The sequence below is a fragment of the Roseovarius faecimaris genome, from assembly GCF_009762325.1.
GTDB lineage: Bacteria > Pseudomonadota > Alphaproteobacteria > Rhodobacterales > Rhodobacteraceae > Roseovarius > Roseovarius faecimaris.
Map to the genome: position 1 here is coordinate 3,434,678 of NZ_CP034348.1, position 12,777 is coordinate 3,447,454.

General features: G+C 62.7%; 11 protein-coding genes. 2 read left to right on the top strand and 9 right to left on the bottom strand.

From position 1 onward, the window contains the following. Positions 1-99 precede the first annotated feature (99 nt). The 5 genes from EI983_RS17180 to ade all read right to left on the bottom strand — a co-directional run bounded on the left by EI983_RS17180 (position 100) and on the right by ade (position 7,006). Positions 100-1,887, bottom strand: coding sequence for a sodium:solute symporter family protein (locus EI983_RS17180; protein WP_157708570.1), 1,788 nt, complete (start codon positions 1,885-1,887; stop codon positions 100-102). 14 nt (positions 1,888-1,901) lie between these two features. Then, positions 1,902-2,162, bottom strand: coding sequence for a DUF4212 domain-containing protein (locus EI983_RS17185; RefSeq protein ID WP_157709140.1), 261 nt, complete (start codon positions 2,160-2,162; stop codon positions 1,902-1,904). A 59-nt stretch (positions 2,163-2,221) separates the two neighbouring features. After that, positions 2,222-2,905: an adenylate kinase gene (locus EI983_RS17190; RefSeq protein ID WP_157708571.1), complete on the bottom strand. Its 684-nt coding sequence runs from the start codon at positions 2,903-2,905 to the stop codon at positions 2,222-2,224. 5 nt (positions 2,906-2,910) lie between these two features. Next, a complete protein-coding gene (gene acs / locus EI983_RS17195; RefSeq protein WP_157708572.1) occupies positions 2,911-4,875 on the bottom strand; it encodes an acetate--CoA ligase in 1,965 nt (654 codons plus the stop codon). Between the two features lie 427 nt (positions 4,876-5,302). Beyond that, positions 5,303-7,006 (bottom strand): adenine deaminase, encoded by a 1,704-nt coding sequence (gene ade, locus EI983_RS17200; RefSeq protein ID WP_157708573.1) that lies wholly within the window; start codon positions 7,004-7,006, stop codon positions 5,303-5,305. A 143-nt stretch (positions 7,007-7,149) separates the two neighbouring features. Between ade and EI983_RS17205 the strand changes: the two genes are divergently transcribed. Then, positions 7,150-8,364 carry an NAD(P)/FAD-dependent oxidoreductase gene (locus EI983_RS17205; RefSeq protein WP_157708574.1) on the top strand — a complete coding sequence of 405 codons (1,215 nt, stop codon included), beginning with the start codon at positions 7,150-7,152 and terminating at the stop codon, positions 8,362-8,364. A gap of 42 nt (positions 8,365-8,406) precedes the next feature. Here EI983_RS17205 and lpxK read toward each other — a convergent pair whose 3' ends face one another. Beyond that, entirely contained in the window at positions 8,407-9,411 is a 1,005-nt protein-coding gene (gene lpxK / locus EI983_RS17210; RefSeq protein WP_157708575.1) for a tetraacyldisaccharide 4'-kinase, read from the bottom strand. Further along, complete coding sequence (locus EI983_RS17215) at positions 9,411-10,625, bottom strand: 3-deoxy-D-manno-octulosonic acid transferase (RefSeq protein WP_157708576.1); 1,215 nt, start codon at positions 10,623-10,625, stop codon at positions 9,411-9,413. Before EI983_RS17215 ends, lpxK begins: the two co-directional genes overlap by 1 nt. A gap of 154 nt (positions 10,626-10,779) precedes the next feature. On the opposite strand from EI983_RS17215, the gene EI983_RS17220 reads away from it, so the two are divergent. Further along, positions 10,780-11,520, top strand: coding sequence for a glutamine amidotransferase (locus tag EI983_RS17220; protein ID WP_157708577.1), 741 nt, complete (start codon positions 10,780-10,782; stop codon positions 11,518-11,520). A gap of 67 nt (positions 11,521-11,587) precedes the next feature. Here EI983_RS17220 and EI983_RS17225 read toward each other — a convergent pair whose 3' ends face one another. Beyond that, positions 11,588-12,055: a hypothetical protein gene (locus tag EI983_RS17225; RefSeq protein WP_246162220.1), complete on the bottom strand. Its 468-nt coding sequence runs from the start codon at positions 12,053-12,055 to the stop codon at positions 11,588-11,590. 11 nt (positions 12,056-12,066) lie between these two features. After that, entirely contained in the window at positions 12,067-12,552 is a 486-nt protein-coding gene (locus EI983_RS17230) for an RNA pyrophosphohydrolase (RefSeq protein ID WP_157709141.1), read from the bottom strand. Between the last annotated feature and the right edge of the window lie 225 nt (positions 12,553-12,777).

The window sequence follows — 12,777 nt, forward strand, 5'->3', positions numbered from 1 at the left end:
TGTCATCTGAAAAGAAAAGTCCTGCCCGGTCTGCACCGGACAGGACTATTTTGAAAGAGGGCGGATGGCCGCATGAGGCCACCCGTCGCGGGCCTGGGATCAGTGATCCTGAGCCGACCCTGCCCCGCGCGGAATGCGCACGCTTTCGACGAGATCCTTGATCTCCTGCGGCAGCTCCTTGGTCATGCCCGACACGATGTAGGCCACCGTGAAGTTGACGGCCGCACCGATCGCCCCGAACGAGGTCGACTTGATCGTGCCCAGCAGCGGGTCAGCATCGCTGAAGCTGTTGGTGTCGGGGATGAAGAACCACCCCTTGTGCAGGAAGATATAGATCAGCGTCACGGTCAGACCGGCCAGCATACCTGCCACGGCGCCCGTGTTGTTGATCTTGGTCGAGAAGATCCCCATCATCAGAGCCGGGAAGATCGACGCCGCCGCCAGACCAAAGGCAAGGGCCACGGTTTGCGCGGCAAAGCCCGGCGGGTTGAGGCCCAGATAGGTGGCCACAACGATGGCCGCCGCCATTGCGATCCGCGCCGACAAAAGCTCGCCTTTTTCCGAGATCTGCGGATTGATCGCGCCCTTGATCAGGTCGTGAGACACAGCCGAGGAGATCGCGAGCAACAGACCCGCAGCGGTCGACAGAGCGGCGGCAAGACCACCGGCAGCCACAAGACCGATCACCCAACCTGGCAGGTTGGCGATCTCGGGGTTGGCAAGCACGAGGATGTCACGGTTGAAGTTGGTCAGCTCATTGCCTTCCCAGCCTTTTTCCGCGGCCATAGCCTGCATGTCGGCGTCCTTGTCGTTGTAGTACTGGATCGCACCGTCGCCGTTCTTGTCTTCCCAGCCCAGAAGGCCGGTTTTCTGCCAGGTTGCCATCCAGGCGTACTCTTCGTCATTCTCGATCTGCTGCACGGTCACGGCACCACCGTCGATGCCGCCATTGGGCCACATCATTTCGGTGATGTTCAGGCGCGCCATGGCCCCCACGGCCGGGGCCGTCAGGTAAAGCAGCGCGATGAAGACCAGCGTCCAGCCAGCGGACCAGCGGGCGTCAGACACCTTCGGCACCGTGAAGAAGCGCATGATCACGTGGGGCAGACCGGCCGTCCCGATCATCAGCGACAGGGTGAAGAGCACCATGTTGAGCGTATCGGCATGGTGGGCGGTATATTCGTTGAAGCCCAGCTCACGCACGATCTGATCGAGCTTCTGCAGCAGCGGCTCACCGGATGCGGCATGCTCGCCAAAAAGGCCAAGCGCCGGGATCGGGTTGCCCGTCAGTTGCAGAGAGATGAAGATCGCCGGGATGGTATAGGCGGTGATCAGCACGCAGTACTGTGCCACCTGGGTGTAGGTCACACCCTTCATCCCGCCGAACACGGCATAGGCGAACACCACACAGGCCCCGATCAAGAGACCAGCCGTGTTGGAGACCTCCAGGAAGCGGCCAAAGGCCACGCCCACGCCGGTCATCTGACCGATCACGTAGGTCACCGACGCCACGATCAGGCAGACCACGGCCACGATACGGGCGGTCTGGCTATAGAAGCGGTCACCGATGAATTCCGACACGGTGTATTTGCCGAACTTCCGCAGGTACGGTGCCAGAAGCAGCGCCAGAAGCACATAGCCACCGGTCCAGCCCATCAGAAAGGAAGAGTTGTCATAGCCGGTAAAGGCAATGAGCCCCGCCATCGAAATGAACGAGGCTGCCGACATCCAGTCCGCTGCCGTGGCCATCCCGTTGGTCACCGGGTGCACGCCGCGGCCGGCGGCGTAGAATTCCGAGGTCGAGCCCGCGCGGGCCCAGATTGCGATGCCGATGTAAAGCGCAAAGCTCGCGCCCACAAACAGCAGGTTGATTGTAAACTGATCCATCGTTCAGCTGTCCCTTATTCTTCGTCGACGCCGTGTTCACGGTCGAGCTTGTTCATCCGGATGGCGTAGAAGAAGATCAGCGCCAAAAAGACGAGGATTGAACCTTGCTGGGCAAACCAGAAGCCCAGATCGGTACCGCCGACGGCGATGCCGCTCAGCATGGGGCGCAGCAGGATGCCGAACCCAAAAGAGACCAGCGCCCAGATGACGAGGCTGATCAGAATGATCCGCACATTGGCGGACCAATATGCGTTGTTGGATGAGTTTTCAGACATTGCGTCCTCCCCCTTCTCCGTTTCCACAGGCCCTACGGCTCATCCGCAGGGCCTCTCTTTCAGGCCACCGCGTCCTTGACGATGGCATTCAGTCCTTGCGCGATGGCGTCGATCTCACCCATCGCATCCAGGCGCTTCAGGGCGCCTTTCTGCTCGTAATACGTGATCAGTGGCGCGGTCTGCGCGTGATAGGCTTCCAGCCGCTGCGCCACGGTTTCGGCATTGTCATCCGCGCGGCGCTTCATATCCGTGCCGCCGCATTTGTCGCAGGTACCGTCCTTGGCCGTGGGCTTGAACCGGTCATGATAGCCCTCGCCGCAACCGCCACAGGTGAAGCGGCCCGAAATGCGCACGACCATCTCGGCGTCTTCCACCTCAAGGCTGATCGCCGCGTTGATCTTCTGTCCGGTCTCCGACAGCAGCCCATCCAGCGCCTCGGCCTGCACCGTGGTGCGGGGAAAGCCGTCCAGGATCACCCCCTTGGCACAATCGGGCTCGGCCAGGCGGTCGCGCAGGATGGCAATGACGATCTCGTCGCTTACCAGGTCACCCGCTTCCATCACCGCCTTCGCGGCCTTGCCCGCCTCGGTGCCCGCCGCGACAGCGGCGCGCAACAGGTCTCCGGTGCTGAGCTGTACGAGGCCGAACGTGTCTTCCAGCATCCTCGCCTGGGTACCTTTCCCGGCGCCCGGAGGGCCAAGCAGGATCAGGACAGGGGTTTGGGTCAGTGTCTCGGTGCTCATGCCATTCACCCCTTATTCATCCGGTTTTCGATGAGGTCGTCGACGACGGAGGGGTCGGCGAGGGTGGAGGTGTCGCCGAGGGTTGCGTAGTCGTTTTCAGCGATTTTGCGCAGGATGCGGCGCATGATCTTGCCGGAGCGGGTTTTCGGCAGGCCCGGGGCCCACTGGATCAGGTCGGGGGACGCGATCGGGCCGATCTCCTGGCGGACCCAGGTGCGCAGTTCCTGGCGCAGCTCGTCCGAGGGTTCTTCGCCGGCCATCAGTGTGACGTAGCAATAGATGCCCTGGCCCTTGATCGCATGCGGGTAGCCCACCACGGCGGCCTCGGAGACCTTGGAATGGGCGACCAGCGCGCTTTCCACCTCGGCCGTGCCCATCCGGTGGCCCGAGACGTTGATCACGTCATCGACCCGGCCGGTGATCCAGTAGTCGCCATCCTCGTCGCGGCGGCAGCCGTCGCCGGTGAAGTAATAGCCTTTGTAATCGGCGAAATAGGTCTTCATGAAGCGCTCGTGATCGCCCCAGACCGTGCGCATCTGCCCGGGCCAGCTGTCGGCAATGCAGAGCACGCCCTCGACGCCATTGCCCTCGATGATCTCGCCGCTCGCAGGCTCCAGCACCACGGGCTTCACCCCAAAGAAGGGCTTCATCGCCGCCCCGGGCTTGAGCGCATGGGCGCCCGGCAGCGGGGTCATCAGGTGGCCGCCGGTCTCGGTCTGCCACCAGGTGTCGACGATCGGGCAGCGGCCCTGGCCCACCACCTCGTTATACCAGTTCCAGGCCTCGGGGTTGATCGGCTCCCCCACCGTGCCCAGCACCTTCAGCGAGCTCAGATCGCAGGCCTCGACAAAGCTGTTGCCCTGGCCCATCAGCGCGCGCAGGGCGGTCGGCGCGGTGTAGAACTGGTTCACCTTGTGCTTCTCGCAGACCTGCCAGAAGCGGGAGGCATCCGGATAGGTCGGCACGCCTTCGAACATCAGCGTGGTGGCGCCATTGGCCAGCGGGCCATAGACGATATAGCTGTGCCCCGTGACCCAGCCCACATCGGCCGTGCACCAGTAGATATCGCCGTCATGATAGTCGAAGGTGATCTCATGGGTCATGGCGGCATAGGTGAGGTACCCGCCGGTGGTATGCACCACGCCCTTGGGCTGACCGGTGGAGCCTGACGTGTAGAGGATGAAGAGCGGATCTTCGGCGCCCATCTCCTCGGGCGGGCAGTCATCCGAAACCTTCTCGGCTTCTTCATGCCACCAGAAATCCAGCTCGTTGCGCCAGGCGATCGGATCGCCGGTGCGCTTGACGACAAGGCATTTGACCTCGTCAAAATCGTTCAGCAGCGCCTGGTTCACATTGTCCTTCAGCTTGGTGATGCGGCCGCCGCGCGGGGCGTGATCGGCGGTGATCACCAGCTTGGCGTCACAGCCATTGACGCGCGCGCCCAGAGCATCAGGCGAGAACCCGGCAAAGACGATGGAGTGAATGGCGCCGATCCGCGTGCAGGCCAGCATCGCATAGGCCGCCTCGGGGATCATCGGCAGATAGAGCACCACCCGGTCGCCCTTGCCCACGCCGAGAGCCTTGAGCACATTGGCCATCTTGCAGACCTGGGCGTGCAGCTCCTTGTAGGTGATGTGCTGGGCGGGCTCGTTCGGGTCGTCAGGCTCGAAGATGATCGCGGTCTGGTCGCCGCGCGTGGCCAGATGCCGGTCGATACAGTTGGCCGATACGTTGAGCGTGCCATCCTCGAACCACTTGATCGAGACATTGCCGAAGGAAAAATCCACATCCTTCACGCGGGTGAACGGCTTGATCCAGTCGATCCGCTTGGCCTGCTCCGCCCAGAACCCCTCCGGATCCGCCAGCGACGCCGCATACATCTCCTCATACCGCCCCGCATCAACATGCGCACCGGACGAAAACTCTGACGAAGGGGGATAGGTTTTGGCGCTGGCCACTTCGGTCGACATCGTTGGTTCCTCCTAAAAAATGGTCATGTGATCACAAAAGTGCATCCCGGAGGCTGGCCGACATACGAATGTGTCACAAATTTAGGCGGACCATAATCAATTTTGAAAAAAAAGTCTTAAGCCTAGATTTTTGAAGGAAAAACGTGTCAATATATTTTCTAAGATAGAAGAGTTTTGTAAACTACCTTTACTTTGCAACCAATTTACCTTTAAAAGCAGCGGTTTTTACCTAACGTCACTCACGCGTGTTCGGCTGAAAAATGAGGCATTTCACTCCGCAGAGCGCCAAATAGACAGCACTGCGCGCCTGCGACATATTGTTTCGGTATGCATTGGTATACTTATTTTCGCGCGCCGAGCCGACACGACGTATGGAATCATGCCCCGAGACACTGCACCCTGCTCAGCTCCGGCATCTGTCCCCCCGTCAGCGCAGAAGCGCGAAGCGGTCCACGTCCACAAGGCCGCGATCCGTAATCTTGAGATGGGGAATTACCGGCAAGGCCAGAAACGCCAGCTGCAGGAAAGGTTCCTCAAGGGTCACACCAAGCGCAACAGCCGCCTCGCGCAGGGCAAGAAGCGCGGATTGAACCTCTTCGAAAGGCGCTTCGCTCATCAGTCCGGCGATGGGCAGGGCAAGCTCTGCCTGCACCTGCGTTTCGGCAACCACGACGAACCCTCCTTGCAGCGCCCTGAGCCGGTTCGCGGCCAGCGCCATATCGTCATAGTTCACCCCAACAACAGCGATATTATGGTGATCGTGACAGACGGTTGACGCAATGGCACCGCGTTCAATCCCGAACCCACGCACGACGCCGGTCGCGACATTGCCATTGCGCCCATGCCGTTCGATCACCGCGATCCGGACCAGATCACGCTCCGGATCGGGAGGTTTGTCACCGTCCTGCGGTTCAATCGTTTCTGTGAGATGTTCGGTGATGATCTTTCCCGGAAGAATACCGATGACCGGGGTCGCGGCTGCGCTGCCCTCGCAACGAAAACTCTCGGGCGTCATCTCGGGCGCGTTGACCGAGCGGAGCGCAACGGGAGCGACAGGCCTGCGTGCGGCAAAGAGCGCATCACTCAGCACCTGCCCCGCGCAGAGCACGATCTCGGCGCGGCATGTTGCCAGATCGTCGAGAACCACGATATCGGCGCGCTTGCCGGGCGCGATCAGACCACGATCCTTCAGCCCGAACGCCTCTGCAGCCGACAGGCTGGCCGCGCGGTAAACCGCAAGCGGCGGGCAGCCTCCGGCGATGGCCGTGCGGATCATATGATCAAGATGGCCGTATTCAGCGATGTCGAGCGGGTTCCGGTCGTCGGTGCAGAGGCACATATAGGGCGCGGTGCGTTCGGTGAGCAGCGGCATCAGGGCCTGAAGATCCTTCGAGACGGACCCTTCGCGGATCAGCACGCGCATACCCTTTTGCAGCTTCTCGCGGGCCTCTGTCGCGGTCGTGGCCTCGTGCTCTGTCACGATCCCCGCGGCGATGTAGGCGTTCAGCGCCTTGCCGGACAGCATGGGCGCGTGCCCGTCGATATGACGCCCACGAAACGCGGTGAGCTTGGCCATGACCTCAGGCTCCTGGTTCAGAACACCGGGATAGTTCATGAATTCCGCCAGTCCGATGACCGACGGGTGATCCATCAGCGGCGCGAGGTCATCGGCGGTGAGCCTTGCGCCGGAGGTCTCCATATCGGTCGAGGGAACACACGAGCTGAGCTGCACCCGGATGTCCATGCAGCAGTGCTGGCTCGCCTCCAGCATGTAGCGGATGCCGTCGAGGCCGGCGACATTGGCAATCTCATGCGGGTCGCAAATCGCCGTGGTCACGCCACGCAGGGCAACGCAGCGATCAAATTCCTGCGGAGTAACCAGCGAGCTTTCGATATGCAGATGCGTGTCGATGAAGCCCGGAACAAGCGTTTTACCAGTGACATCGATGACTTCGCGGGCCTCGTAGGCAGCGGCAATGCCAACAATATGGCTGCCGCAAATGGCCACATCCCCGTCCAGCATCTCTCCGGTCACCAGATCGAGCACCCGTCCGCCGCGCAGGACCAGATCGGCAGGCACACGGCCCTGAGCCTGGTCGATCATCTGGGTCAGCGGCGGCGCAACAGCCATGGGACAGCCTCCGTCATCAGGGTTCCGCACAGGATCACACGCTCTGTGCGTCACGCGCAAGTGCGGAGCCAAAAGGGGCTGGTCTCCGGCCGAAAAGAGCGGCAATTTGCGCGCAAACGTCCCCGGAATGAAAGGCAAGGTGGATGCGCTTTCCCAGCACCCCAGAGTATCAGAGCTATGATATCGTCATCGTGGGCGGGGCGATCATGGGCTCGAGCCTGGCCTGGCACCTTACGCAGGATCCGGATTTTGACGGTCGGGTACTGGTGGTGGAACGTGACCCAAGCTACGAGTGGTGCTCCACCGCGCACACGAACAGCTGCATGCGGCAGCAGTTTTCTTCCGACCTGAATGTGCGCATCTCGCAATTCGCCGCCGCCTTCGTGAAGAATTTGCGCGACCACATGGGCGGTGACAAACGCGTGCCCGAGCTTTCGATCCAGAATTTCGGGTATCTCTATCTTGCTGATACGGAGAGCTATGCCGAGCGCCTGCGTCGCAATCTCGAGGTGCAGCGCGCGGCGGGGGCCGGAACGCGGCTTCTGACCCGCGACGAGATTGCAGCGGCCTATCCCTTCTACGCACTGGACGACATCCTAGTTGGGTCCATCAACACCGTGGACGAAGGGTATTGGGATGGAAGCACCGTCTTTGACTGGCTGCGTCGCAAGGCCCGCGAAAACGGCGCGGAATATGTCGCCAACGAGGTGGTCGCGATGACCCGGGCGCCTTCCGGGCAAACGATCGGGTCTGTGACGCTCGGCTCGGGCGAGGTGATCTCCTGCGGGCAGGTGGTCAATGCCTCGGGCCCCCGCGCCGCACGCACCGCAGCGATGGCGGGCCTGTCGCTTCCGGTGGAGCCGCGCAAACGCTTTACCTGGATATTCTCCGCCGAGCGCCCTCTGGACCGTCCGCTGCCGTTGACCATCGACCCTTCTGGCGTGCATGTGCGCGAAAACGGCGGGGGCACGTATATGGTGGGCGGCCATGCCGAGCATGATCCAGCTGTCGATCCGGATGATTTCACCATGGATCACGACCTGTGGGAGGCCCATATCTGGCCCATCGTCGCCACCCGCATCCCGCAATTCGAGGCCATCCGGGTGCAGTCCGAATGGGCCGGGCATTATGCCTATAACACGCTTGATCAGAATGCCGTCATCGGCCCGCATCCGGAACTGGGCAACTTCCATTTCCTGAACGGGTTTTCCGGCCACGGGCTTCAGCAATCCCCGGCGATGGGGCGTGGACTGGCCGAGTTGCTCCTGCATGGCCACTACCGGACCCTGGACCTCAGCCCGTTTCACTACGACCGGATCGTCGACAACCGCCCCATCGTGGAACAGGCCATCATCTGACGCGCCCTCTTCTTCTTGGCCAGCATACTCCTGCCGGTGGCCTTACTCTGTTTGCGACGTCCGCACCCGCTCAAACGCCGCATCAAAGGCGCTCCAGTCTTTCACCTCAAGCCGCACCGGAAGCGTCACCACCCTGGTCCGGAAACTATCGGGCAAGCGCACCGCGTCTTTCTCGGTCGTGACAAGCTGAGCCCCCAGCAATGCCGCTTCATTTTCCAGCCGGGCCATTAGCGCCGGGGTCAGCGGCTGGTGATCCTCCAGCGCTTCCGCGCGCACCAGCTCTGCCCCCAACCCGCGCAAGGTGGCAAAGAATTTCTCCGGGTGGCCGATCCCCGCAAAGGCCAGAAAGCGCGCGCCCTCCCAATCCATCCCGGTTGGCAGCGGTGCAAGTTGCCCCCGCATCTGCGGCAGGCTGAGCACCCCGCCCCAGGTCGCGGCAAACAGCGCCTGCGCCTTTTCGGGCCCGATGGACAGCAGCACATCCGCACGCCGCAGCCCTGTCTCAACAGGCTCGCGCAAAGGGCCGGCAGGCAGACACCGCCCGTTCCCGAACCCCTTGGCGGCATCGACCACGACCAGGCTCAGATCCTTGGCGACATCCGGGTTCTGATGCCCGTCATCCATGACGATCACATCGGCCCCGGCAGCCTCTGCCGCCTGTGCCGCCGCCGCGCGGTCGCGGGCGATCCAGACCCGGGTGAAGGCGGCAATAAGCAAAGGCTCGTCCCCCACCTGAGCGGCGGAATGCGTCCGCTCGATGACCTCCACCGGCCCTGTCAGCTCTCCGCCATGCCCGCGCGAGATCACGAACGGGGTCAGGCCCCGCGCCTGCAAATGCTGAACCAGCGCGATCACCGTGGGGGTCTTGCCCGTGCCCCCGGCATTGAGGTTTCCGACACAGATCACCGGCACACCCGCGCGCCATGCCTGCCCCGTGTTCAATCGCCGCGCCGTGCCCGCCGCGTAGAGCGCGCCGAGCGGTGCCAGAAGGCGGGCACGTAGGGCAGGCCTGTCAGGGGGCGTATCCCAAAACCGTGGTGCGCGCATCACTGGACCCCCACGACATCGAGCGTGTCCTGCACCAGATCGAGGATATGATCCGTGGCCTCGGCCCCCTGCGAGGCCACATCCCAGGCGGCATGCGCCATGATGGCGGCCTGATCCGGGGCGATCAGGCTTTGCACGGCGGCCGCCAGCGTGGTCGCATCGCGCACGATCCGTGCAGCGCGGGCTTCGGCAAAACGTGAATATTCCGCCAGGTAGCGGCGGACATTGGGGCCATAAAGAATGGCCGAGCCATGAACGGCCGGTTCGTTGGGGTTGCACCCTTCCATCCCCGACTGCAAGGAATTGCCGATAAAGCTGACCGGCGCCAGACGATACCAAAGGCCAAGTTCGCCACGGCCTTCGCCCAGTATGATCTGCGTGGTCTCTTCGGGCAACGCGCCATCAGCCCAGTCGATCATGGGAAGCCGCTCTTCCTTCAACCGTTCGCGCAGCACGGGCAGATCCCTGTCGCGATGCGGCACGACGATCAGCAAGGACCGGTGCGACAGGCGGGCAACGGAGCGCCGCGCCTCGAGCACGGTGTCGAGTTCAAGCGGATCAAGATGCGCGGCAAGCCAGAGCGGCCGACCGCGAAGCGCAACGGCAAGCTCTTCGCGTTCCGCCTCATTGTATGGCAGAGGCACCGCTTCGGGGCGCATCGGCGGGGCGCGGGTGATGTCAGCATCCGAAACACCCAGCCGCCGAAGCTGACGCGCGGCGTCCTCCGAACGGACCTGGATATGCGCAAACATATCCATCAGCGATCGTGGCAGGTCCGGAAACCACCGCCAGCTAGGACTGTCAAACTGGCTTTCTTCGGCGTCGAGCAGGAACAGCGGAATGCTCCGCGCGTCCGCCGTGCTCAGCAGCGCGGGCCTCAGATCTCCGCCTGTCCAGAGGCAGATATCGGGTCGCCAATGGTCGAGAAACGCCTCGACCGGGGCGATCAGGTCAGGTGGAACAGGTTGATGGAGAAGCAGCGAATGCGCCTCGATCGGCGGGGTCTCTCCCGGGGTGGTCAGCAGAAGGCGCACACCCGGGCGTTGCTGGGCCAGGCGTTCGGCCATCTGACAAAGCGCTGCCGCGCGCTCGGCATCGGGGGCATGCCCCCAGATGAGTTCGCCTTCGGGGCGCGTGGCGTCCGGCACCGCAAGCGGCGGACCCCCACGGCGCGCATAGGCCATATAGGCCGCCAGGCTGAGCGAACGCGCCATGTTGGGTCTTTCCTTCCCGACTGCTGAACCGGGAGCAGGGTATTGCATTGGTCTGCGGGGTCAAGCGGCTGGGGAGGGGTATCGGCGTGGGGCTTGACGCGGGGCGGAGCAAAGGGCAAGCACGAAACGCATTCCGCCTGAGCCCGCATGATCCATGTCCAAGCCCTTTCTCATCCTGCAGCTGCGCCCCGAAACCGAAGCCTCGGACGATGAATTCGCCGCGATCCTGCGCAAGGGCGGTCTGAACGCGGATCAGGTCCATCGCATCCGACTGGATCAGGAGGGCCTGCCCGAGGGTCTGGACCTTGCAGACTATTCCGGCGTCATCGTCGGCGGCGGCCCGGGCTGCGTGAGCGACGCGCCCGAGGAGAAATCCGAGGTGGAAGCCCGGATTGAAGAGCAGGTGATGTCGCTCATGCCGCAAATCACGTCAGAAGACCGGCCTTTTCTCGGATGTTGTTACGGGATCGGCATTCTCGGCAAGCATCTGGGCGGCGAAGTGAGCAAGGCGGCCTATGGCGAACCCGTGGGAACCTCGGATTGCACGACCCTGCCTGCGGCGGCATCGGACCCGCTGCTTGAGGATGTGCCGGGCTCCTTCCTGGCCTTCGTGGGGCACAAGGAAGCGTTGCAGAACCTGCCCGAGGGCTGCGTGCACCTGGTGGCCTCCGCCACCTGCCCCTATCAGATGATCCGCTATGGGCAGAATGTCTATGCCACGCAATTCCACCCCGAGGCCGATGCGGCCGGGTTCGAAACCCGGATCAACATCTACAAACATCGCGGATATTTCCCGCCGGAAACGGCGGAAGAACTTATCGCCATGTGCCGCGCGGCGAATGTGACCGCGCCGGAAAAGGTACTGCGGAATTTCGTAGCGCGTTACGCCCGTTAACGGCCTCGCCCTGCCGCGGCCCCCTTCCTGCAAACCCGCCTGTCATGTCAGGCCGAAGGGGCGGCCCCTATTCTGTCTGTTGCCTGCACGGCCCACCCGCATGACACAGTTCGACCTGCCTGAGCGCCTCTTCGGTCGGTTCGGCAAAGCCGTTCCCGCCGCAGGGATCGACCGTCAGCGTGTATGCACCGCCCTTGACCTCAAGAAACCCCAGATAGCTCACCCCGCTCGACGCACCAGCGCACCAGGGGCCAAAGCACAGCACCTCAAGCGTGATCTCGTGATCGAACGGGGTATCGAACCGGCTTCCGGACAGGGCCATTCCCGTGATGCGGGCCGGGATTTTTGTCGAGGGCGGGCTTTCGTTCATCACCGCTTCGGGCAGGCGTTGCTCATCAAAACGAAGCGTGCCATGCACCACGACATAATGCTCTTCGGCCTCCGCCGCCTGGGTGTAGGTGCGCACCACATCCGGGCGCATACAGGAAAGGGCGGAGACCTGCGTGCCCGACGCCAGCAGTGCCAGGCTCAACATCAGCAGGTTCCTCATCTCAGAAAGGCCTCGAACTCCGACAAAACCCGTGCGTAGACTTCTCGCTTGAAGGGCACAATTTGCGCCACGAGTTCCTCATGAGGAAGCCAGCGCCACTCGGAAAATTCAGGATGCGCCGTCTTTATGTTCACATCCGAATCCGCGCCGTGAAAGCGCAGCAGAAACCATTTCTGCTTTTGCCCGCGATACCGCCCCTTCCAGATGCGCGGCACCAGATCATGCGGCAGGTCGTAAGGCAGCCAGTCGCGGGTTTCGGCCTCGACCGTCACCATATCGGCAGGCAGGCCGGTTTCCTCCCATAACTCGCGCAGGGCGGCGGCGCGCGGCTCTTCACCGGGGTCGATCCCGCCCTGGGGCATCTGCCATGCGGGCATCTGGCTGTCCTTGCGCTGCCCGACGAACACGTGGTTGGCCGGGTTCACCAACATCACGCCCGCACAGGGGCGGTAGGGCAGACTGGCAATCTCATCCGGGGTCATAGGAGCCTCGCAACTATCATATCTCAACATGTGACGGCACCGGGACGGGTTCAATCCCCCAATGCCGCAGGGCACGGGATGACAGCAAGACGCCAGCCGCTTGAACCAGAATGAAAACCACACAAGTTTCAGGTTTTCGGGATGTAGTTTCAGGAATCCCAAATCAACCAAAAAAATGTCGCAGGCGCGGGCATTCTGCCCTAGATTGGCGCGGGCAAGATCAAG

Excerpts from the sequence above, each read along its gene's own strand:
- EI983_RS17185 (WP_157709140.1), bottom strand. The coding sequence starts at position 2,162 with ATGTCTGAAAACTCATCCAACAACGCATATTGGTCCGCCAATGTGCGG.
- ade (WP_157708573.1), bottom strand. The coding sequence starts at position 7,006 with ATGGCTGTTGCGCCGCCGCTGACCCAGATGATCGACCAGGCTCAGGGC.
- EI983_RS17190 (WP_157708571.1), bottom strand. The coding sequence starts at position 2,905 with ATGAGCACCGAGACACTGACCCAAACCCCTGTCCTGATCCTGCTTGGC.
- lpxK (WP_157708575.1), bottom strand. The coding sequence starts at position 9,411 with ATGCGCGCACCACGGTTTTGGGATACGCCCCCTGACAGGCCTGCCCTA.
- EI983_RS17225 (WP_246162220.1), bottom strand. The coding sequence starts at position 12,055 with ATGTTGAGCCTGGCACTGCTGGCGTCGGGCACGCAGGTCTCCGCCCTT.
- EI983_RS17180 (WP_157708570.1), bottom strand. The coding sequence starts at position 1,887 with ATGGATCAGTTTACAATCAACCTGCTGTTTGTGGGCGCGAGCTTTGCG.
- EI983_RS17230 (WP_157709141.1), bottom strand. The coding sequence starts at position 12,552 with ATGACCCCGGATGAGATTGCCAGTCTGCCCTACCGCCCCTGTGCGGGC.
- acs (WP_157708572.1), bottom strand. The coding sequence starts at position 4,875 with ATGTCGACCGAAGTGGCCAGCGCCAAAACCTATCCCCCTTCGTCAGAG.
- EI983_RS17205 (WP_157708574.1), top strand. The coding sequence starts at position 7,150 with ATGCGCTTTCCCAGCACCCCAGAGTATCAGAGCTATGATATCGTCATC.
- EI983_RS17220 (WP_157708577.1), top strand. The coding sequence starts at position 10,780 with ATGTCCAAGCCCTTTCTCATCCTGCAGCTGCGCCCCGAAACCGAAGCC.
- EI983_RS17215 (WP_157708576.1), bottom strand. The coding sequence starts at position 10,625 with ATGGCGCGTTCGCTCAGCCTGGCGGCCTATATGGCCTATGCGCGCCGT.